The organism is Myxococcales bacterium, from assembly GCA_016706225.1.
Taxonomy (GTDB): domain Bacteria; phylum Myxococcota_A; class Polyangia; order Polyangiales; family Polyangiaceae; genus JADJKB01.
Genome location: JADJKB010000022.1, coordinates 169831 through 190732, shown reverse-complemented (window position 1 = coordinate 190732; position 20902 = coordinate 169831). Strand labels below are relative to the sequence as shown.

Genomic DNA, 20902 nt, shown 5'->3' with positions numbered 1-20902 from the left:
GGCGGGACTCGGGGCCAAAGTGGCGCTCGTTCGGCGGAAATCGCGTTGGCTTGAAGGCCCACATGCCTTGCTGCTAAATGGCGCTCCCTCGCGTCATCGCTCGGCGCACGCTCAGGTGCTGCCCGGCCTCGAGCAGGCAGAATTCGACCCGTGTCCGTGGAGCTCTTGAAGAACCCGTATGTGCATGGTGCCGTGTACGGCATCGTGATCGTGACCGTGCTGATGACGATCACGGCGTACAGCATCTGGTTCGAGCGCAAGTTTGCCGGCCGCATGCAGAGCCGGGTCGGGCCGACCATCGTGGGGCCGTTCGGGTTGCTTCAGCCGATCGCCGACGCGGTCAAGCTGCTGCAGAAGGAGGACATCGTCCCCGCGGCGGCGGATCGCCCGCTGTTCAACCTGGCGCCGCCGCTCACGGTGCTCTTTGCGCTCGCCACGGCGGCGGTCATTCCGTTTGGCCCCGACGTGATCGCGGCGGATCTCGACATTGGTGTGCTGTGGGTGCTCGCGATGGGTGGGCTCACGGTGTTTCCGGTCTGGATGGCGGGCTGGGCGAGCAACAACAAGTACGCGCTGCTCGGTGGCATGCGTGCGGTGGCGCAGGGCGTCTCGTACGAGATCCCGCTGGTGCTCGCGTCACTCGTGCCGGTGACGTTGGCCGGCTCGATGAGCATCTCGGACATCGTCCGGTATCAGGAGCAGCACGGGTGGATCATCGGCTGGCCGCCGGGCCCGGGTCTGATCGCCTTCGGGATCTTCTTTCTGGCGTCGCTGGCTGAAGCCAACCGCATTCCGTTCGACATTCCGGAGGCCGAGAGTGAGCTGATTGCTGGTGTGACGACCGAGTACACCGGCATGAAGTTCGGGCTGTTTTACCTGGCGGAGTATCTGCACACGCTGATCATCAGCGCGGTGGGCGCGGCGCTGTTCTTCGGCGGCTGGGCGGGCCCATTCGGATTCATGCCGGGGCTGCACTGGATGGTGGCCAAGACGCTCTGCCTGTTCTTCGTGGTCTTCTGGATTCGCTGGACCTTCCTGCGCTTCCGCGCCGATCAGCTGATGAGTCTTTGCTGGAAGTATCTGGTGCCGGCGAGCCTGGTGCTGGTGATGCTCGCGGCGGTCTGGGTTCACTATCGCGGGTTTGGTGCGCGCTGATGGGCTACCTCGGTGACAGTGTTCGCGCGCTGACGCTCACGTTGAAGAACGTGTTCCGGCCGCCGGTCACGGTTCACTATCCGGTCGAGAAGCGGGAGCGCGCCGAGCGTTACCGCACCAGCTTCGCGCTGATTCACGAGCCGGACGGTGAAGAGGCGTGTGTGGGCTGTCTGCAGTGCGAGAAGATCTGTCCGTCGTTCGTGATCACGGTGATTGCCGAGAAGCGCGAGTCGCCGACGACCGGCAAGCGCCGCGGCTACGCGAAGGACTTCACGCTGGACCTGAACGCTTGCATCTACTGTGAGCTGTGTGTGCAAGTGTGCCCGACGGACGCCATCGTGATGACGCGTCAACCCGAGACCCCCGCCTACCGGCGGGAGGACCTCGTGCTGACGATGGCCAAACTCTACGAGAACGAGACGGGCAAACCGCTGACCTGGGGCAAGGCCTCGAACCTGATGGAGATGCAGGACCCGAAGCGCGGCCAGCCCCCGCCGCCGCCGAAGGCCGCGACGGCAGCGAAGCCTGCGGCGGAAGCGAAGCCTGCGCCTGCGGTGGAAGCGAAGCCTGCGGCGGAAGCGAAGCCTGCGGCGGAAGCGAAGCCTGCGGCGGAAGCGAAGCCTGCGCCTGCGGTGGAAGCGAAGCCCGCGCCTGCCCCCCCCCCCCCCGGCGAAGCGGGCGGAAGCGAAGCCTGCGGCGGAAGCGAAGCCTGCGGCGGAAGCGAAGCCTGCGGCGGAAGCGAAGCCTGCGGCGGAAGCGAAGCCTGCGGCGGAAGCGAAGCCTGCGGCGGAAGCGAAGCCTGCGGCGGAAGCGAAGCCTGCGGCGGAAGCGAAGCCTGCCTCCGACCCGCCGGTCAAGGGCGACTGACCGCGCGCGCTGGTTCGGATGGCGGGCGGGTCGGTCCCGGGACGGCGCACGGATCCAGCAAGCCCTTGCGCCGCCACCCCGTGGCCAGGAGCGGAGTGCGTGGCCGGCGGATGCCGGGGGCGAGCTCTGGACAGGGATCGCACGCCGCCGCAAGCGCACGCCGCAAGCCTGGAGCAGCCCTCCAGCCATCCAGAGCACGCGCTGACGAGAACGGATCCAGCCAGTCATTCGGCAAGTGTTTGCCGACCTGCGCCTGGTGGCGCCTGAAGTTTGCGAGCACATACAAGAGTGCGCGGCGCACTTCGAGCGGAGTGCGTAGGGCGCGTGCGTGGTAGCGCCCTTGAAACACCGGCCCGCTCGAGCCCATCAGGGCGTTCAGGCGCCGGGCGATGCGTACGCCGAGCCCTTTCATGCCTCGGGCCAAGGCCGCACGATCTCGCGCCTCGGCGAGCAGGTGCACATGGTTGCCTTGCAGCGAATAGTGCACCAGCCGGAAACCAAACCGCTCACACCCGCCCGCAAACGCGCGCCGCAGCGCGCGTAGCCCGCGCTTGCTGCGCAGGTTCCAGACGTGGTCCCGCATGCGCAGCGTGACGTGAAGCGGGTGCACGGCGCGGTGCGACGGTCGCTCGCGATGCGGCACCGGAGGGCGGGCTCCCGGCTTCCGACCCGCACCCGGGCGGGCTCCGCCGTGGCGGAAACGGCGCGCTGGGCGCGGCGACGTGGGCTGAGGTTGCGACGGCGAGGCAATCATGACTTGAATAGGGCAGACAATATCACGAGGGCCGGGCGCCGGGCAAGCCGCGTGTCGCCTGCGCGTCAGGTCAGAGCGCCGCCGCCCGCCCGGAACGCCGCCGCCCGCCCGGAGCGCCGCCGCCAGCCCGGAACGCCGCCGCCAGCGCAGAACGCCGCCGCCAGCGCAGAACGCCGCCGCCCGCCCGGAACGCCGCCGCCAGCCCGGAACGCCGCCGCCAGCCCGGAACGCCGCCGCCCGCCCGGAACGCCGCCGCCAGCTCCGACCGCTACCGGCTCGCGATCACCCGTGCGACGGTTGGCAGGATGTCGACGCGGCCGGCCATCAGCATGTTCAGCTCGACGGAGCCGCAGAAGCCGCAGCCCGCGCACTCGTACCCCGGCAGCCGCTCGAGCGCGCGCGTGACCCCGCCGGGCTCCCGGACGTTCGGGATGGTTGCCGCGTACTGGATGCGATCACACGGCACCACGTCACCGTTGGCCTCCACCATCGCGAAAACCTCGCCCGCGAAACACGCCAGGCCCGTGATGTTCGGCCAGGCCGCAATGTGCCGGAGGCCACCAAGACTGTTGCGTAGGCGCGACGGGTCCCGCAGCTTCTCGCGCACCAAGAGCGCCACCGCAAGCCGATAGGCGCCCGGGTCGGGGAACAGCTCCTCCTTCACCTTCTCCGCCGAGTGCTCCGTCGCCATCACCGGCTGGAACGCTACGAACGTGTCGTGCTCCCGCGCCAGCGAGAGTGCGTGCGGGATGTCATCCAGGTTCTCGCGCGTCATCGTGAACGCAAACGAGAACTTCACGCCGAGCTCGCGCAAGACCTGAATGCCGGCGAGCAGCTCCTGATACGAACCGACGCGACCCCGGATGCGATCGTGCACCGACTCGCTGCCGTCGAGCGAGAGTTTCACCAGCTCGAGGGGTGCGAGCGCCGCCCTCCGCTCGGAGAACAAATAACCGCTCGAGTTGAGCTCGGTGGCGATACCGTGATCGACCGCCGCCCGTACGATCTCGGCGAGATCCCGGCGCAAGGTCGGCTCCCCGCCCGACAGTGACAGTCGCCGGGTGCCGGCCGCAGCAAGCTCCGCAATCACCTGACACCACTCTTCCGTGGCGAGCTCCTCGCTCGGTGTCGACCAGAACGAGCAGTACCGACAGCGCGAGTGGCAGCGATTGTTCAGGTTGATCCGCACCGCGACCGGGATCTTCCGGCCGAGCACGCGTACCTTTGCCATGTCGGCGGCGGCCCCGAGCTTGTCCGCGAGCTTCATCCGCCTTCCGCCCTCCGCGCGCGGCCCAAAATAGCCGGGGCGCGCTCCGTGAGCGTCTCGAAGAACGTGCGGTACCGATTGGGGATGTCGGCCGCAGGCGCTGATAGCCCCAGCGTGGCCACCCGCTCCCGCGTCAACATCGGATCGCTCGCCTTGCGCGCGGCCTCCTCGCTCGCGAGGTCGAGCGCGCCGCCGAGCCCGCCGCCCCGCGCGAACACGGTGTGCCGCGCGCCAGGGCTCGCGAGTGTGAGCGCCGCCTCGGCAAACGCTAACGCCGCCCGCCCAGCACGCTGCACGACCGAGGTCATCGCCGCAGGCCGCAGCGGCCTCAGCGCAAGCTGAAGGCCCACCCGCGCATACCGCTTCAGCTCCTCGACACTCTGCACCCGCTTCAACATGCCGAGCGCGTACCCGGGTCGCGAATAGAACCGCAGGTACGCCGTGCGGGCCATGCGCTCGAGCTCCGCTCGCGGCAACTCGGTCCAAGGCGTCGGCAGCAGGTGCTCAGCGATGCGTCCCGCCACGTACTCACGCCAGTAGTCGACGCCGAGCTCCTCGACCACGTGCCGCCGCTCGAGCTCCGTGTGCGGTTTGATGACCGCAATCTGATACTGCGCGTACGCGAGCGGCAACGAGAGCGAGAGGTCGACCGTGCGTTTCACGCTCGCCGGTGTGTCGCCGGGCGCGCCCAGAATGAAGAACCCGAGCGCCATGATACCGGCCTCGCGCACCTCCGCCAGGCATCGACCCAGCTCGGTCGAGGCGGCCTGCCCCTTCATCATCTCCTTCAGCACGTCGTCGTCGCCACTCTCGATGCCGAAGTAGATGCGCCGACAGCCGCCCTCGGCGAGCGCCCGGATCAGCTCGGTGTCCGGCGGTTTGTTCGAGCTGTGAAAGGTCAGCGAGTCGACCCGCGACCGGCACGACCAGATCACGTCCAGGCGTCGCCGCTTGACCTCCCGTGCGATGTCGAGGGCTCGCTGACGATCGTGCAACATCAGCGGGTCGAACCAGTCGATCTCGTGAATGCCGAGGGCCAGACATTCCTCCATCTCGTTCACGACCTGCTCTGCCGAGCGCGCGTCGAAGCCGCTCTGCCGCATGCAGCAGAACGTGCACGGGTAGGGGCAGCCGACCTCGCTCATGCCGATGGTGAAGCTCTTTCGCTGCGAGATGTGTGAGTAGTAGAGGCGGTTGTCGAAGATGCTGCGGTCCGGGGTTGGGTACTCGGAAAACCGCGTGCGCCGACCCGGCAGCGTGTGTTTCAGCTCGCCCCCGCTCTCGAAGAACAGATCGGGAACCCGCTCGTAGCCGCGGCCGCGCTCGAACGCCGGCAAGAAGTCGGGCAAGAACTCGTGCCCCTCGGCGCCGCACAAGAAGTCGAATCCGCCGGCGCGCATGATCTCGTGTGGGTAGACCTTCGCTTCGTAGCCACCCGCGAGCATGGGTAGGCGCAGGCGCTGCTTGAATGGCACCGACCACGCGTACAGATCTCGGATCGTCTGGCAGGCGTGCGCCGAGAACCCCAACAGATCCGGCCCCCACGCCTCGACCTCGCTGAGCACGCGTTCGAGCGACTTCTTCTCGGCTGGCGCGTCCCACAGGCGCACCTGCCAGCCCGCCGCCTTTGCGCCGCGCGCCGCCCAGCCGAAGCCGATGTGCGGGAACAAACCGAACTCGTCGTCGACGGTCGGCAAGTTCTCGTTGAACGACTTGGCGTAAAACGGAGGATAAATCAGGGCGAGCTTCAAGGTGCGACCGCCGCTTCAGGGTACACCGGAGGGCGTCCCCGTGCCCGATCGCTTGGAGATCTCCCGGAGGGCGCGCCACGCCACCAGCCACCAGGCGACGTAGAACGTGATCTGAAACAGGCCCAGCGGCGCACCGATCGGATCTCCGGCGCCGGCCCGCGGCACGTATCCGAGGCGTCTCTCCAGCAGCGGAAGCCCGTCGATCAGGACGCTCGCCGCAGCCGCGCCGAAGAACACGACCGCCTCGATCAGCGTTGACGCAGCCGGGTCGAAGCTTGCCCAAAATCGACGCCACGACTGGAACGGAGCAAGGGGCAGCGCAAAAAACACGATCATCGGGCCGCTCATCCACACCACCGACCAGCCGAGCAGGGAGCCATGCGAGAGCTGCGCGTTGTGGAAGTTCGGTGAGCCGTGCGTCAGGCGCGCGACGAGGCTGTGACCTAGATCGACCCCGTACACTTCGCCCCAGTCGATCTCTTCCAGGACGACCAGCGTCAGGTAAACCGCGGCAGCGATCGCAAGTCCCCTCGCACGCCCCCCAGCGCGCGCGGCAACGACGCACCAGAGCCCGAGCGCCGCGACGACCACCACATGCCCGACGTGCTCGAGCGGTCCCTCCTTCGCCGCGAGTCGCAACCACAACCCGGGCGTAAGCAGCACCAGCCCGAGATAAAACCCAAGCATCGCCCCGAACACGCGCGTCAGCGGGTGGCGAAGGATCTCGCGCGGGCTCACGGCGACAGATCTAACCCGAGCGGCCACGACAGGGACATGCTGCCCCCCATCGCCCGGCGTCGCGGCCGCGCGCGGCGGGCCAAAGCCACGACAATGCGCGCCGCTCGCGGCCGCTCCGGCGGTCGATTCCCCCCCGGCCCTCGCTGCGCTCGGTCGGGGGGAATGAAGCCCAGAGGCCGCCGGGCTAGGCTGATTCGGTCATGCGACTCGGGAGGACGTTCGAGAGCGCGGGGCGGTTTCTCCAGGCGTCGCTCCTCGATCGCCCGCAGCTCCTCGGCATCGGCTGGGCCATCACCCACCGCTGCAACTCCCGCTGCCCGTTCTGTGATCGGCACAGTGGCCCGGAAGGGCTGCCGACCGAGACGGCGCTCGACATCATCGATCAGCTGGCCGAGCTCGGCTGCCGGCGGGTTCACTTTACCGGTGGCGAGCCGCTGATGCGCAAGGATCTCGAGGAGCTGCTCCGGCACGTGCGGCGGCGACGCATGACGAGCAGCGTGAACACCAACGGAGCGCTCTTGATGGAACGCCCGGGAGTCGTCGACGCGTCGGACTCGTTCTTGGTCAGCATTGACGGTCCCGAGGCGATCCACGATCGGTATCGCGGGGCCGGCTCCCACGCGCGCTTGCTCGGTGGGCTCGCTGCGCTCGTACGCGCGAACAAACCGCGGGTGCTCTCCGTCACGCTCTTCCGCGACAACCTGGAGCAGCTGCCCTACTTCCTCGGGCTGGCCACGCGCTTCGATACTCGCGTCGTGCTGCAGCCGGGCGCGACGCACGTGCTCGGCTCGACCGCAGCGAACCCCGAGGCCCCGGAGGTCGAACGCTATCGGGCAGTGCTGCGTGAGCTGCTCGCCGACAAGGACGCGCAGCGCTGGCTCTGGAACTCCCCCGCCGGGCTCAGGGAGCTGCTCGGTTTTCCGGAGCAGCATGGCCTGCGCACCCACGCCGGACGCATCACCGCGCGGCTCGAGGTCGACGGCTGCATGTATCCGTGCTCCCGCAGCGTGAACGATCCGCAGGCGCAACCCGCGCCCAACGTGCTCGACGTTGGTGTGGGCGAGGCCTTTCGTCGCATGCCCCGCATCGACTGCAGCGGCCACGTCTGCCAGTGCGCGCACAACATCGAGAAGAACCTCTTATTTGCTCTCCGGCCGAGCGCCTGGTGGAACCTCGCGACCCGGCGCTTCGGCGAGCTCGCGAGGATGGCGGGGTGACAACCTCCGTCCGGAAGCGCTGGTTCGCTGCGCTCGGGCTCGTCGTCACGGTGGGGCTGTTCTTCACCCTGCTCCGCAGGCTGGATGCTGGCCGTATCGTCGCGGCGTTCGGCCACGCACAGGCGCTACCCCTCGGCCTCGCGATGCTGGTGGCCCTCGCCATCAACCTGCCGCTGTCGGCTCTGGCTCTCCGGAGCGCACTCGCCGCCCACGGCGTTCGCGTCCCGCTTCGCACCGCGTTGTCCGCGACCCTCGGGCACCTCGCGCTGCACGCGGGCTTGAGCTTGGTGGTCGGCAAGCCCGCACGCGCGCTCTTCCTGAAGCGCGAACACGGAGTAGACGCCAAGGCCGCGCTAGCAGCCGAGTTCACGCTGCTCGTCGCGAAGGTCGCGTCGCTGCTCGTTCTGACTGGTGTCGGTGCCGCGCTGATGCACTCGTCCTGGTATGCGCTCGGAGTGCTGCTCATTCTGGCATGGGCGCTGAGCTGGGCGCGGCGCGGCGGCGCGCGTGGCGTGGCGATCGCGTCGACCTTCGTCTGGTCGACGAGCATGGCGGCCGGTCAGCTCGTGGTGTTTGCCCTATGTCTGTGGGCGCTGGGTTCGTCGGCACCGCTCGGAGCGACCCTGCTCTTTTTCCCGCTGTGTTTGCTGGGCGCCAAGCTGCCGGTTGCGCTGATGGGCCTCGGAGTGCGCGAGACGTTGGTCGTGGTCCTGATGTCCGGAGTCGCGCCGGCGGAGACCTTGTTTGGCGCAGCGCTCGCCTTCAGCTTGCTCGAGCAAGTGCTGCCGGGGCTCGTGGGGCTGGTGTTCGCGCCGCGCTTCGTGGAGCGTGCGCTCTCGCGTTGACCTGTACCCGAGGCGCAGCTCCGCGCTTGCGTCGAGGCGGGGCCCCCAGAAAGCGCGGGGGTTTGTCGATGACCTTGGTCAAGTCGAGAGAGCCCGCTATCTTGCTAGGAATGCGTGCAAAACAGCGCCGATTTCGGGTCCCGTTCGTGGTCACCGCAACACTCGCGGGAGTGCCGCTCGCATGCGGTGGCGAGACCGACTCGCAAAGCACAGGTAGCGGCGGCAGCGTTTCTACCGGAGGCAGCGGCGCAACCGGGGGCAACGCAACGGGGGGCAGCGGCGCAACCGGCGGGTACGGCGCAACCGGCGGCAGCGCGGGTGTCGGGGGTTACGGCGCAACAGGCGGCGGTGCTGGCGCCGGTGGCAGCGGCGCAGTCGGTGGCAGCGCCGGCGCCGGAGGCAGCGGTGGGAACGTCGGTTGCCCGCCGGACCCGCCGTCCGCATTCGCAACCTGTGCTCAGGGCACGACCTGCAAGTACGACATCGCCTGTCAGAGCGGCAAACAGACCTTCACGTACGTGTGCCAAGGCGCGACGTACCAGGCCTGGGCGATCAACGCGAAGTCCTGCGACCCGACCAAACCCTACGACTCGTGTCCGAAGACGGAGCTGTACTGCGGCACCGGAGGCTGGTCGATCCCTCAAGGCACGAACCCGCCGTCGCCCTGCCCGGAGACCGCGCCTTTGGCCGGTGCAACGTGTTACGCCGGGGGCTTTGGCGGCGTCTGGGAAAATTGCGGTTACCCTTGCAAGACCGCCAGTGGCAGCGGCTGGACCGTGATGAAGTGCAGCTACAACCCCGACGGCGGGCCATCGAGCTGGGAAGTCGGAACGGCCTGCAAGTAGCAGCGCGGTCAACTGGTTCGCTGGGCGTCGCGCGGTTGTCGTCAGGCGAGCAACATCTCGAGCGCACCGGGCGCGGCCAAATCACGAAACACCGCCGTCGCGCCCCGCGCCTCGAGCTTCGATAGATCTTCGCCGCCGGTGCCCAGCGCGAGACACTCGGCGTCGTTCGCGAGCGCGGCGTCCACGTCGCGCACGGTGTCACCGATGACCACGACGCGGCACTCGGCCAGCGGCACACCGAGCTGCTCTGCCCCGCGCCGAGCGCCAGTCCCGACCAACTCCGCGCGGTCTTCGTGGTCGCAGCCAAAACCGCCGAAGCCGAAGCGCGAAAAGAGTGCGACGCGTCCGAGCTTGATCCGGGCGCCGTCGCGCACGTTGCCCGTGCCGAGTCCGACGGCAAAGCTCGCCGCGGCCGAGGCGGCGTCGAGCGCGGCCTCTACACCTGGATACATACCGTACTCCTGTGCGTTCGCGACCTCTTGTGACAAGAGCTCGATGTACGCCGCGAGCAGGCGAGCCATGTTCAGGTCGTCATCGGCGTGACGGACGTGTCGCAGTCCGGTTCGCACGATGGCCCGATCCGTCATGCCGGCGAACGGAAACTCCGTCGCATCGCGACGCCCGGTGATCCGCTCGAACGCACGCTCCATAGCGCGCCGACCCGCACCGCCGGTCGTGACCAGTGTGCCATCGATGTCGAACAGGAGAATCGTGGGGCGGGGCACAGGTGCATGATAGCCTCACGTCACGGCCGCGGCTCGTGGCAACGGGTGAAACCAGATGGAGATGTTCCGAGAGTGCGGCTGGCCGGCCTTCGTCGTGCTGGCCCTTGGAGTGGTTGCCGTGTTGCTCGGACTCACCGCCATTGCGGTCGCCATCGTGCGTCCGCGCGCGGGGCTCATTCTCGGTGTGGTGGCGCTGGCGGTCTCGTGCTCGGTACCCGGGACAGGGGTCGGCGGTACATTGTTGGGGAAAAAGAAGGTGGACGAGGTCGTCGACAGCGGCGCGGTCAGCCCCGACGTGGTCGAACGAATTCGAAAGGTTGGCTACCAAGAGGCGGCCCAGTGCACCAACCTTGGGCTCGGTGTGGGTAGCCTGCCGCTCTTGCTCGCGGTGGTGGCGATTGGGCTTGGTTTCTTGCGGCGCAACGCGCGTCCACCCGAGCACCCGACTCGAGCGCTCGAGTGAACGGGACGCCGCCACGCGCCGACGCTGCGCTCACACCCGTTCGAGTCGCGCCGGCACGTGTTTGTGCCAGGGTGTGCCCACAAAGGCATCGCGCTCGTCGAGCGCCGTCAACTCGTTCGGCGCGACCCCCGTCACGCTGTCCCCGCTGTCCGTCGGGTAGTTGAGGCCGAGCCCGTTCGGCAGCGAGATGTGGCCGGCTTGCAGGCTGCTCGTGACCTCGACCGGCACGACCGCCGATCCGCGACGAGTGGTGACGCGCAACCGATCACCGCTCGTCACACCGAGCGCTTCCGCGTCGGTTCGGCTCACGCGCAGCGAACCGTCGGCGTCTTTGTTCCGCCAGGCCGGATCTCGAAGGATGGTGTTCGCCGTGAACGATCGCCGCTCTCCGGCGGAGAGCACGAATGGAAAGCTCGCATCGAGTGCGTCGGCCGGAGTCGCGAGCACCTTAGCGAGCTCTTCGAGCAGGTCCGGCAGCACGAGCTCGATCTTGCCGCTCTCGGTCTTGATGCGTCCGAGCACGTCGCTCCACTCATCGACGGCGAACACGACCCCGGATGGCTGAGCCAAGATGGCCGAGAACACCGCCTCGGCCATCTCCGCCGGCGTGCCGGTGAATCCCGCGCGGGACACGGACGCGCCGTGCTGCATGACCAGTCGCAGCGCCAACCCGAACAACACCGCGCCCTCGTGGGACTCTTCCGGTAGCTCGAGCGTGCGATAGAGCAGCACCGCGATCTGACCCGCGAGGCGGCGGTCGCTCATCACGTTCCCGAGCAGCGCCTCGGCATACGCCGTGCGGCCTCGTTTTGCCGCGGCGCGAAGCGGCTCGAGGTCGGCGTCGGTGAGCTGCCCGAGGGCCTCGACCAGGCGCGCGTGGATCTCGGCCTCTGGCAGCGGGCCCGAGGGCGGCGGGAAGAGCCGCGGGCGCAGCTGAAAGCAGTTCTCCGGGAACTCGAAGTTGAAGAAGGAGGCCTCGGCCTTTTCGTACTGCGTTGCCGCGGGCAAAACGTAGTCCGCGAGCCTCGCGGTCTCCGTCAGCGCCACGTCGATGACCACGAGGGTGTCGAGCGCGCCGAGGGCCTCGCGTATGCGCTGTGAGTCGGCGAGTGAGTGAGCCGGGTTCGCGGCCTCGACGATCATCGCGCGGTAACGCCGCTCGTGGTCGGTGAGGATCTCTTCGGCGATCACGTTGCACGGTACCAGGCCGCTGATGATCGGGGCGCCGACCACCGGGCTCTTGCGGCCTGAGTCGCCGCTGATGAACGGCACCAGCGGGGTGGGGATGAAATGTGTCCCGGGTTTTCCCAGGTTCCCGGTCAGCACGATGAGCAGTCGGTGGAGGTAGCTCACGAGCGTCGAGTTCTTGTTCATCTGCACGCCGAGATCCTCGAAGCTGGAGAAGGCGCGGGCGCTGGCGATCGCGTGGGTCGCGCGGCGTACCAGCTCCTCATCGACGCCGGCGCGGGCGCAGCATCCGGCTACGTCGATCGCGCCGAGGGCCGCCAGCAGTGTCTCGAGCCCCAGCGCGTGCTTCGCCAGGAACGCTCGGTCCAGCAGGTCCTCGGACGATAGGATCCCGAGCATGGCCGAGAGCAGCCAGGCATCGGTGCCAGGGCGGACCTGCAGGTGGATGTCGGCGAGCTCGGCGGTCTCGGTCCGCCGCGGATCGATCACGATCAGCGAGCGAGCCGGATCCCTCGACAGCTCTTTGAGGGTGATGCGCGCCCGCGGAATCGAGTGGGAGTGCCAGGGGTTCTTTCCGAGGAACAGCGCCACGTCCGCGTGCTCGAAGTCGGCGCGGGTCGCGGCGCCGAGCATGCGGTGGCTGACCCAGATCTCGCCGGTCTTCTCCTGCGCCAGGGCGTTCGAGCGATAACGCGAACCGAGGGCTGCCCGGGTCGCGGTCGCGTAGGCGCCGGGCAGGTGGTTCGCCTGGCCGCCGCCGCCGTAATAAAAGATCGAGTCCCCGCCGTGCTGGTCACGCACCCGCCCCAATCGCTCCGCGACCTCGCGGATCGCGGTGTCCCAGTCGATGGCCTCGAACTCACCGTCGGCGCGCCGCCGAAGCGGCGTCATCAGTCGGTCGCGTGCGTGCTGGTAGTAGTCGAGGCGGTGGGCTTTTTCGCAGGCGTAGCCCCGCGAGACAGGGTGACGTCGATCCCCGCGCAGCCGCACCAGATGCCGACCACCCTCGCCTCCGAGCTCGACCTCGATGCCGCAGTTACACTCGCAGAGAATGCACGCCGTCGGTTTCCAGTCGTCTCGCGCCATGCCGAGAGCATCGCTAAACTGCGCCCGGCTGACAACCAAGCGCTCGACGGGACGAGATCACTGACTGGTCTTGCACGAACAGTACGGGTCGCGTTCTGCCTCGTTGGCGCAGATTGCGTCCCACTTGTTCGAGCAGCAGAAGGCGTCCTTCTTGCACACCGCGTCGGCGCAGGTGCTGCAGCTCGATGTCAGGGAGGCGCCGTCAGTGCACTCGGTGTGCGAGCAGCTCGATTTGCCGTCGTAACACACTCCCCGGCAAGGCCCGGCCGTGTCCTTGGCGAGCTGCACACAGGCTTCAGTCCAGCCCTTGCCCTTCTCCGTGCTGCAGCATTCCGGCATTGCATCGCACACCGAGGCCGTGCACGAGTCGCAACCCTTCGTCAGCGCGCTGCCGGTGGTGCACGCGCTGTGCTCACAGGTTCCTTGGTGGCAGGCCGCCGTGCGCAGCTGGAAGCGTGACTCGATCTGCGCAAGGCAAACCTTGCAGAAGCCGACCGAAGCATCGCGCATCTTGCAGGTGTCCTGCGGGCGGTAGGCGCCCGTGGTGCAATAGAGCGCGCCCTCGTAGGCTCCGACCGTGTCGGCGCCGCCGCCCGTGGTGGGCAGGGCGACGCCGGGGGTCAGCAGGCTGGTCCAAGGCAAGGCCTCGAGGCTCAGCGCGACGTTCGGGCCCTGAAAGGAGTTCGCCGGATTGCAGGTGCCGTCGGAGTACTCGTCGGCGAGATCGAACAGGGCGTGGGCCAGCTCGTGCGACATGATGAGGCCGGCCTGCGGGTGCGCCGCTACGTAACCTTCGCGCGACCACGGGCGCGCAGCACCCGCCCACTCGTTGATGTTGGCGATGTAGAGCACCGCGTCGGCGTTGACCTCGCCCTTGGCGGCAGCAACCGCCGCCACGTTCGCGGCCGGCACGTCCTCGGCTGGACCGATCGAGCGGTGGACGACGGCGTCGTGCTGGAAGCGGAAGGCCGTGTCGCGGGTGATGGACGCGGCCGGGTCCGAGATCCCCGAGTCGTTCGAGACGAAGAACTTGCGGTATACGGCGACGTCGCTCCAGTGCTCCTGGTACCCCGAGTGGGTGCTGATGGCGCCGATGATCTGCTCGGCGTCGGCCTGAAACTTGGTCTCTTCGGCCTTGGTGTAGCCCTCGGCGACCACCAGGATGGTCATGCCGACGCACTCCGTCTTGGGTTTGGCCATCTGCACGGTGGGGCCGCTCTCGGCGGCCGGGCCTTGCCCTGGGCCACCAGGGCCTGCACCGCCGGTGGATGCGCCGCCGGTGGAAGCACCACCTGCGCTCGCGCCGCCCACGCTTGCACCGCCTGCGCTCGCGCCGCCTGTTGAAGCGCCGCCTGCGCTCGCGCCGCCCGCGCTCGTTCCGCCCGAGGCCACGCTCCCACCGCTGCCTCCATTGCCCGAGCCGTTGTCGAGCTTGAACTTCCCAATCAACTTCTTGATATACAGTTTCAGCTTCTTGAGCAGGCCCCCCCAGGACTTCTGAGTCGTTCCGCCGGTTGCCGCCGGGTCAAACAGCACGAAGGTGCCATCGACGTTCGGGATCTGCACCTCGAGCGTGGCCGCGCCGGCAACCGTGGTCACCGGTGCCGGTTTGCCGTTCTCATCAAACTCCGCGAGGGTGACCACTGGCACGGTGACGGTACCGCTCTCTACGATCTTCCCGGAGCTGTCTTCGTACTGCCAGCCCAGGACCGGCGCGACTGCTTGGGGTTCCGGCAGCTCGTTGCCGGTCGCCGGTCGCAATCCGATCAGCGTGAGCTGATCGTTGGTCATCAGGATGGTTGCGATCACCCGATCGGCGGGACGTGCTGACGGCGACGCCGGAAGGGTCGCGCCGTCACCTCGATGGTCGCCGCAGGCAAAGAGCGCAACGCAGGCGAAGAGGGTCAGGATCCAAAGCGCCAGACGAGAGTGGGGTCGCATGACCGAATTGTACGCTGGGGTGGGGGCTCTGGATCCCTGAGACCTACACAAAAATCCCGCAATTTGCCGCCACTGACGCAAAGCTGTGGCGGCACTGGAACGACCGCTGGTTCGCCACGGCGCGGCTCTCGCAGTGCGCCCGCTGCGCGCGGTCACACCAGGCGACGCATCGTCATGCGGGCGTGCGGTGCTCCCACAGGCTCATCCCGCCGAGATCTCGATACCCGAGCTTGGCGTAGACGGACTTGCCTTTGGGGCTGGCCTGCAGGCTCGTGCTGGTCGCCCCGCGCTCGCGCGCCCTCGCGAGCGCACGTCCCATCAGCCGGCCCGCGATGCCTCGCCCTCTCGCGTCCGGTAGTGATGCGACGCCGGAGATGCTGCAGTCGCCATCGGCGCTCTCGTACGCGAGCACGCAGGAGACGGCTCTGCCCTCTCGCCGCCCGAGGTAGCCGTACCAACCGGGGGAATGGGGCCAACGGGTGACGGCGGCTTCGAACGCCGGCGGTGGAAACCCGTAGGCCGCATCGTTGAGGCGGGCGACGATGCTGATGTCTCGCGTCTCTTCCCATTCGAGATCGCCGGGCTCCGGGATTTCGATCTCACTCATTGGGGCGGCCATGGCTGCGGGACGTCCATCGAGCACGTGTCCGCGCGCTTCGAGGAACCGCTCGAGCGCGGAGTTGGCTGGTGGGACCCACACGGTGAAAGCGCGCACCCCAGCCTCGCGATAGCTGCGCACGAGCAGGTCGTAACAAGCTTCGAGGGATCCGAGATCGTCGGGAGCGACGCTGTTGAAGATGGAGCGATCGGGCGTGGCGGGAGTGACGGCGGCAACCACGCCTGGCGCGCGAAAGACGCTTCCCGTTGCTGAGCCCTTGCCCCAGAACTCGATCTCCGCCAGCAAACATTCATGGATCCTGCGCAAAAGTTCGCTGTCGTCCATGAGCTACATGGTCGCGGTTATGTCGCTTCGGGGCAATGGCGCAGATGGGCCAAGACCCCTTCCGAATCGTTCAGCCCGCGTCCGCGCAGCTGCCCTGGCACTCCCAGCCACCGTCGACACACACCGCGGTTCCGCACAGGCACGAGAAGCTGCCTTCGCAGCCGCCATCACTGCCTGCGTCGGCGACGTCTGGCAAACAACACTCCTGGGAGCAGGCCCCGCAGGTGTCGCAGGGCTGGGGACAGTCGTAGAGCAGTGGCCCCGGCGCCGAGTGAAAACCGGGACCGCAGCCCCCGGCACATCCGCAGGTGCCGCCGGCCTTCGCACAACCTTCACCCGGTGGCGGAGCGTCGCTCTGCGCATCGGCTGCGCCGCCGCCGGCGCCGGAGCTGGCCCCCGTCCCACCGGCACCCGAGCTGCCACCGCTCCCCGTGTCTCCGGACCCGCTCGATCCACACGCAACCGCCCCGAAGGCCGCGAGCCCGAAAACCAATCCCAATGCGCGCTTCATGAAAAAAGCATAGCAGACTCGATTCGCTCCTGCGTTTCGCACCCCAAGTCGCATTCAAGGCGCTACGCTCGCGCGGCTCGGATTCGAACGGAGGGAGACCGATGGCCAAGACGACGACAGGCGCGAAGCGTCGAGCGAAGGGCAGCTCGGCGGCCAAGGGCGCCAAGACGGAGCCCAAGACGGAGCCCAAGACGGAGCCCAAGGCGGAGCCCAAGAGGAAGCTCAAGACGAAGACGAAAGCCCGCCCCGAACCCAACGCGAGCAAACCCAAGAAGATCACGACCAAGTTCTACGAAGCGGAGCTGGCCAAGCTCCAGATCGAGCTGGTCAAGCTGCAAGAGTGGGTGAAGGCGAGGAAGCTGAGAGTCGTCGTCGTCTTCGAAGGGCGCGACGCGGCGGGGAAGGGCGGAGCAATCAAACGCATCACGGAGTCCCTGAACCCGCGGGTCTGTCACGTCGTTGCCCTCCCCGCTCCGACCGAGCGCGAGAAGACTCAGTGGTACTTCCAGCGTTACGTGGCGCACCTGCCGGCGGCCGGCGAAATGGTCCTGCTCGATCGCAGTTGGTACAACCGCGCGGGAGTCGAGCGCGTGATGGGCTTCTGCACCGAGGAAGAGTACCGGGAGTTCCTGCGCTCGTGCCCGGAGTTCGAGCGCATGCTCATCCGCTCGGGCATCATCCTGATCAAGTACTGGTTCTCGGTGCACCCGGAGGAGCAGGAGCGGCGCTTTCAGAGCCGGCTCAAGGACACCACCAAACGCTGGAAGCTCTCCCCGATGGATCTCGCGTCCAGGGAGATGTGGGTCGAGTACTCCAAGGCCAAGGACGAGATGTTCGCCTTCACGGACATCAAACAAGCGCCGTGGTTCGTTGTGGATGCCGACGACAAGAAGCGGGCTCGCCTCAATTGTATTCGCCACCTCCTGTCCCGCATTCCGTACGAAGACCTGACGCCAGCGCCGCCCAAGCTCAAGCCGCGCCACCACCTGACGGATTCGATCTCCAGGGAGCTCGGTTACGTCCGTCCGCCCATCTCGGATCAGACGTTCGTGCCCGACCAATATACCGGCGGGTGAGGGCACTCACTCGGCGATTGCCGCACGAGCATGCAGGCGGCGTGACCTCACTCGGTCACGCCGCGCGGCGGCGCCACAAGAGGTACGAAATCAGAAACACTGCCGTCACCGAGCTCGCGCCAAAGTACAAGATCGCGTGACCGGGATCGAAGTGCATGGCGGCGAGTGTCACAGCCAGCAATCCGACGCAGAACCACAGGGACGACAGCATGGTGATCGCGGCTGCGGAGAGGACTGCAGCAAACAGTAGCGTGTCGCGGAACACGACCTCCGCCACGGTCATCTCCGTGCCCAGTGCACCCACGCGGTTGAGCAGGGACCCGGCGATCGCGACCGCGAGCAAACCGACCATACGTCGGTTGAAGCTGGTGCCGAGGATGAAGCGCCGGGAACCCCACAGGACGATCAGCGCGACGAAGGCAATCGCGAGGTTCACCTCAATCAGGCGTTCGAGACTGAACGTCTTGGGACCGCCGCCGACGACCATGGTGAATAACGCGATCATTCCGACGAGCGCGCCGAGCAGAACCAGCGCAGCCGAGCGGGGGCGCGCTGCCACTCCAGGGTCCAGGTCGTGCGCCAGAGCACGCAGGCGCTCGGTCTCTCGGCGCGCGGTCTTGGCGTCGTCTCGGATCGCCGACACACGCGCGAGCAGCGCCGGCGGCGGTTCGGCGAGCTCGTCGAGCAGCGCCGCTGCAGCGTCGGCATGGCCTTGTCGCAGCTCGAGCTCGGCGAGAGCGCCGAGGCAATCATCCAGCCCGGCGCGGGCGGGCGCATGGTCGGAGCGATCCGCCAGGCACTGAGTGAAGCCGAAGCGCGCCTCGTTGCCGGCGCGGTATGCGGCCGCGAGATCGGCGGGTGGCGCGCCGTCCGGCGCGTCTGCCAGCGCTCGGCGCAACACGGAGAGGCGAGCTTCGGCTGCGTCACACAGCGCGGCTGCACTGCGTACTCCGAGGTACGCGGTGATTTCCTGGCGGAATGCCAGGGCACTGGGCGGACGGGTCGCAGGGTCGGGTGCCGTGGCGCGGTTCGCGAGATCCGCGAGCGCCTCCGGGATGGAGGCAGCGTAGGAAACTGGCTCGGACAGCGCGGCTTTGACCAGCACCTCCGCCAGTGATCGCCCGTCGTGTCGGTAGCTGAGCGTCAGGATCTGGTGGAGGGTCGCACCGAGCAGGTAGACGTCAGTGCGCGCATCGACGGGGCCGCCGAGAGCCATCTCGGGAGCCATGTAGGCAGGCGTGCCGACGAGCACGTTGCGCGACGTCTCCGCCGCGGAGTCGCCGAGCGCCATCGCGATGCCCCAATCGAGCAGGTACACCTCCCCGAACTCGCCGATCATCACGTTCTCGGGCTTGATGTCTCGGTGGAGTACGCCGCGACGGTGTGCAAACTCGAGGGTCTCACACACGCGGATCAGAACTTCCAATTTCGCGACCAGGCGTCCCGAGCTGGTCTCGGAGCGTGTGCTCCAGAGCGGGTGAGCGTCGTCGTCGAGCAGCTGGCCGAAGTCCACGCCGTCAACACGCTTCATCACCAACAGCGGGCGGCCCTCGGCGCTCACGCCCAGGGCGTGCACCGGGATGACTCCCGGGTGTTCGAGCGAACCCATGAGCCGCGCCTCGGACAGAAGCGCCGCGGCGGCATGGGCAGGAGCGGCCTCTTTCAGGGTCTTCACCGCGACGTCCCGCTCCAGGGATCGCTGCCGCGCGAGGTGCACTCGCCCCATCCCGCCTTCGCCCAGCGTGGAGAGGATGGAGAGGTCAGGCGTGTGGGTTCTGTCTGCTGCGCTTCCTAGCGCTGGCTCGCGCGCGTCGACTGAAATCGTGGGCAGCTCGGCGGTAGGCTGCCTGCTAGCTTCAGGCGAGTTCTTCAGCGTGAGAGTAGCGACCGTGTCCGGCCGAAGCGTGGCGCCGATCGCCACGTTCATCTCCGTCACGGCCAGCCCCAGTGTCGTCAGTCGACGCGAGACGCGTTCCTCCAGGTCGGGAGCGTCGGGGCCCATCCGCGCACTCTAACGTGACGACAGTACGAAGCGGGAGCGTTGGCTGCCGAACCCGAAAACCTCACACGATCTGGCCTGTACTCGATCTGATCATCGCAAGACTGCCCCCGGTCGATTCTAGCCGCCCGTCTCATCACCCACCGGCGTGGGGCTCATGCGCTGAGTCTCGTACACGGAGAGCCGCAGCGTCAGCACGTACGTCACGCCACACGCCAGGATGGCAGGTGGGCCGTACGGAGCGCCGAACACCTCGAGCACCAATGCGATGGCTGCGAGAGGCACACCGACCATGGCCACGAGCGCGGAGGCCACACCCACCACGACGAAGAGTGAGACGTCGAGATCAGCGAGCGGCGGCACGAGTTGCAGCGCTCGGCAGGTCGCGGCGCCGGCCACTCCGCCCAGAAACATGGACGGGATCAGCAGCCCCGCCGAACCGCCGCTTTGCACGGTGAGCCCGGTGGTGAGCATGCGGCCGACGACGGCCAGGACCAGGAACCACCACGTCCCGAGCTCGCTCGGTGGGGAGGCCGACAAAAGTGCCCTCAGCGTCCAGTCCCCCATGCCGAGCACGTGCCGGGCGTCCATGCCCGCGCCGAAGCGAAGCGCCAGCACGACGACGGCGGTGAGCAGGGCGCCGACTGCGCCGCGCAGCACGGGGTGCGCCTGGCGAACGAGCCGGCGAACCTGTTTCATCGTCAGTCCGAACGCGAGCGCGACAGGCGCAGATACCGCGACCGCGACCAGCGCCGTGACGCCGTATTCGGTGAGCGAGTAGGTGTGAGAGTGCTCGGGCGCGACGAAGACGGGGGTGTACCCCAGCACTCGATTGTTCAACGCGTAGGCCACGATGCCGGCGAGGAGCGCGTAGGCGATCTTTCGATAGATCACCCGATCGCCGTAGGCGATCTCGATGGCAAACAGCGCGGACGCGAAGGGCGCGTTGAGCAGCGTCGCGACCGCGGCGGCGATGCCCGCGATCTGGTACGTGCGCAGCTCGTGCTCGGAGCGAGCCGCCATCATCCGGGCCATGCCGGCAGCGGTGGACTCGCCGATCAACACCACCGGGCCCTCGAGCCCGCCGGAAGCGCCGCTACCCAGCGTCAGGCAGGTCGCCAAGATCTTTCGCGCGGCGAGGCCGAAGGCCGGCAGTGAGTAGCGGGGTTGCGGGTCGTCCGCCGGATCTGCATACGTGGAGTGATAGTTGCGGAGCGCTGCGTCGATGCCGTCGCCGGTCACGTTGCGAAAGCTCTCGAATCGGTTCAGCACACCCCGAAGCAGCCCTCCGACCACGAGGGCAAGCACGAGCGCGGCTGAGCCGTTGAAGGCGCTGGCTGATGCAACCCACGCCAGCAGGCCATCTCCGACTGCGTGTACAGCCTTCTTCAGCGCGGTGCACAGCGCCCAGATCACACCGGAGATCAGCGTGACCAGCAGGACCACGCGCGCGACGTCGTCCCACGATTCGTGCAGAGCGCGCTGCTCGGCATCGAGCTCGTCGAAACGCTTGCGTGCCACTCATCCGGTC

At 67.8% G+C, this 20902-nt stretch carries 17 protein-coding genes; 7 read left to right on the top strand and 10 right to left on the bottom strand.

Annotated elements, in window-relative coordinates; all coding sequences use genetic code 11:
- The first annotated feature begins 222 nt into the window (after positions 1 to 222).
- Both nuoH and IPI67_31925 read left to right on the top strand, forming a co-directional pair.
- Complete coding sequence (gene nuoH / locus IPI67_31930; protein ID MBK7584786.1) at positions 223 to 1155, top strand: NADH-quinone oxidoreductase subunit NuoH; 933 nt, start codon at positions 223 to 225, stop codon at positions 1153 to 1155.
- A complete protein-coding gene (locus IPI67_31925) occupies positions 1155 to 2357 on the top strand; it encodes a 4Fe-4S binding protein (protein ID MBK7584785.1) in 1203 nt (400 codons plus the stop codon). The genes nuoH and IPI67_31925 overlap by 1 nt, the downstream gene beginning before the upstream one ends.
- A 687-nt stretch (positions 2358 to 3044) precedes the next feature.
- Here IPI67_31925 and IPI67_31920 read toward each other — a convergent pair.
- The 3 genes from IPI67_31920 to IPI67_31910 are packed head-to-tail and all read right to left on the bottom strand — an operon-like array spanning position 3045 to position 6532.
- Positions 3045 to 4043, bottom strand: a complete 999-nt coding sequence (locus IPI67_31920) for a radical SAM protein (protein MBK7584784.1) — start codon at positions 4041 to 4043, stop codon at positions 3045 to 3047.
- Positions 4040 to 5794, bottom strand: coding sequence for a B12-binding domain-containing radical SAM protein (locus tag IPI67_31915; GenBank protein ID MBK7584783.1), 1755 nt, complete (start codon positions 5792 to 5794; stop codon positions 4040 to 4042). Before IPI67_31915 ends, IPI67_31920 begins: the two co-directional genes overlap by 4 nt.
- A gap of 15 nt (positions 5795 to 5809) precedes the next feature.
- Positions 5810 to 6532, bottom strand: a complete 723-nt coding sequence (locus IPI67_31910; protein ID MBK7584782.1) for a hypothetical protein — start codon at positions 6530 to 6532, stop codon at positions 5810 to 5812.
- 200 nt (positions 6533 to 6732) lie between these two features.
- Here IPI67_31910 and IPI67_31905 point away from each other — a divergent pair, with 200 nt between their 5' ends.
- The 3 genes from IPI67_31905 to IPI67_31895 all read left to right on the top strand — a co-directional run bounded on the left by IPI67_31905 (position 6733) and on the right by IPI67_31895 (position 9439).
- Positions 6733 to 7749, top strand: coding sequence for a radical SAM protein (locus tag IPI67_31905; GenBank protein MBK7584781.1), 1017 nt, complete (start codon positions 6733 to 6735; stop codon positions 7747 to 7749).
- Positions 7746 to 8594, top strand: coding sequence for a flippase-like domain-containing protein (locus IPI67_31900; GenBank protein MBK7584780.1), 849 nt, complete (start codon positions 7746 to 7748; stop codon positions 8592 to 8594). Before IPI67_31905 ends, IPI67_31900 begins: the two co-directional genes overlap by 4 nt.
- Positions 8595 to 8704: 110 nt before the next feature.
- Positions 8705 to 9439, top strand: coding sequence for a hypothetical protein (locus IPI67_31895; protein MBK7584779.1), 735 nt, complete (start codon positions 8705 to 8707; stop codon positions 9437 to 9439).
- A gap of 41 nt (positions 9440 to 9480) precedes the next feature.
- Here IPI67_31895 and IPI67_31890 read toward each other — a convergent pair whose 3' ends face one another.
- Complete coding sequence (locus tag IPI67_31890; protein MBK7584778.1) at positions 9481 to 10164, bottom strand: haloacid dehalogenase-like hydrolase; 684 nt, start codon at positions 10162 to 10164, stop codon at positions 9481 to 9483.
- A gap of 55 nt (positions 10165 to 10219) precedes the next feature.
- Between IPI67_31890 and IPI67_31885 the strand changes: the two genes are divergently transcribed.
- On the top strand, positions 10220 to 10627 hold the full coding sequence (locus IPI67_31885) for a hypothetical protein (GenBank protein MBK7584777.1): 408 nt from the start codon (positions 10220 to 10222) through the stop codon (positions 10625 to 10627).
- Positions 10628 to 10657: 30 nt separating this feature from the next.
- Here the strand turns inward: IPI67_31885 and IPI67_31880 are convergent, their stop codons facing one another.
- The 4 genes from IPI67_31880 to IPI67_31865 all read right to left on the bottom strand — a co-directional run bounded on the left by IPI67_31880 (position 10658) and on the right by IPI67_31865 (position 16296).
- Positions 10658 to 12901 carry a molybdopterin-dependent oxidoreductase gene (locus IPI67_31880; GenBank protein ID MBK7584776.1) on the bottom strand — a complete coding sequence of 748 codons (2244 nt, stop codon included), beginning with the start codon at positions 12899 to 12901 and terminating at the stop codon, positions 10658 to 10660.
- Positions 12902 to 12958: 57 nt separating this feature from the next.
- Positions 12959 to 14842 (bottom strand): hypothetical protein, encoded by a 1884-nt coding sequence (locus tag IPI67_31875; protein ID MBK7584775.1) that lies wholly within the window; start codon positions 14840 to 14842, stop codon positions 12959 to 12961.
- Positions 14843 to 15014: 172 nt separating this feature from the next.
- On the bottom strand, positions 15015 to 15785 hold the full coding sequence (locus IPI67_31870; protein ID MBK7584774.1) for a GNAT family N-acetyltransferase: 771 nt from the start codon (positions 15783 to 15785) through the stop codon (positions 15015 to 15017).
- A 70-nt stretch (positions 15786 to 15855) separates the two neighbouring features.
- Positions 15856 to 16296, bottom strand: a complete 441-nt coding sequence (locus tag IPI67_31865) for a hypothetical protein (GenBank protein ID MBK7584773.1) — start codon at positions 16294 to 16296, stop codon at positions 15856 to 15858.
- 101 nt (positions 16297 to 16397) lie between these two features.
- On the opposite strand from IPI67_31865, the gene ppk2 reads away from it, so the two are divergent.
- Positions 16398 to 17372, top strand: coding sequence for a polyphosphate kinase 2 (gene ppk2 / locus IPI67_31860; GenBank protein MBK7584772.1), 975 nt, complete (start codon positions 16398 to 16400; stop codon positions 17370 to 17372).
- 55 nt (positions 17373 to 17427) lie between these two features.
- Here the strand turns inward: ppk2 and IPI67_31855 are convergent, their stop codons facing one another.
- Together IPI67_31855 and IPI67_31850 are read right to left on the bottom strand one after the other, a co-directional pair.
- Positions 17428 to 19374 carry a serine/threonine protein kinase gene (locus IPI67_31855; protein ID MBK7584771.1) on the bottom strand — a complete coding sequence of 649 codons (1947 nt, stop codon included), beginning with the start codon at positions 19372 to 19374 and terminating at the stop codon, positions 17428 to 17430.
- A 117-nt stretch (positions 19375 to 19491) separates the two neighbouring features.
- Positions 19492 to 20892, bottom strand: coding sequence for a chloride channel protein (locus IPI67_31850; protein ID MBK7584770.1), 1401 nt, complete (start codon positions 20890 to 20892; stop codon positions 19492 to 19494).
- Positions 20893 to 20902: the final 10 nt, after the last annotated feature.

Bases quoted from the DNA above. Each gene is read 5' to 3' on its own strand.
- nuoH (MBK7584786.1), top strand. From the start codon at position 223: ATGACGATCACGGCGTACAGCATCTGGTTCGAGCGCAAGTTTGCCGGC.
- IPI67_31925 (MBK7584785.1), top strand. From the start codon at position 1,155: ATGGGCTACCTCGGTGACAGTGTTCGCGCGCTGACGCTCACGTTGAAG.
- IPI67_31920 (MBK7584784.1), bottom strand. From the start codon at position 4,043: ATGAAGCTCGCGGACAAGCTCGGGGCCGCCGCCGACATGGCAAAGGTA.
- IPI67_31905 (MBK7584781.1), top strand. From the start codon at position 6,733: ATGCGACTCGGGAGGACGTTCGAGAGCGCGGGGCGGTTTCTCCAGGCG.
- IPI67_31895 (MBK7584779.1), top strand. From the start codon at position 8,705: ATGCGTGCAAAACAGCGCCGATTTCGGGTCCCGTTCGTGGTCACCGCA.
- IPI67_31885 (MBK7584777.1), top strand. From the start codon at position 10,220: ATGGAGATGTTCCGAGAGTGCGGCTGGCCGGCCTTCGTCGTGCTGGCC.
- IPI67_31880 (MBK7584776.1), bottom strand. From the start codon at position 12,901: ATGGCGCGAGACGACTGGAAACCGACGGCGTGCATTCTCTGCGAGTGT.
- IPI67_31875 (MBK7584775.1), bottom strand. From the start codon at position 14,842: ATGCGACCCCACTCTCGTCTGGCGCTTTGGATCCTGACCCTCTTCGCC.
- IPI67_31870 (MBK7584774.1), bottom strand. From the start codon at position 15,785: ATGGACGACAGCGAACTTTTGCGCAGGATCCATGAATGTTTGCTGGCG.
- IPI67_31865 (MBK7584773.1), bottom strand. From the start codon at position 16,296: ATGAAGCGCGCATTGGGATTGGTTTTCGGGCTCGCGGCCTTCGGGGCG.
- ppk2 (MBK7584772.1), top strand. From the start codon at position 16,398: ATGGCCAAGACGACGACAGGCGCGAAGCGTCGAGCGAAGGGCAGCTCG.
- IPI67_31855 (MBK7584771.1), bottom strand. From the start codon at position 19,374: ATGGGCCCCGACGCTCCCGACCTGGAGGAACGCGTCTCGCGTCGACTG.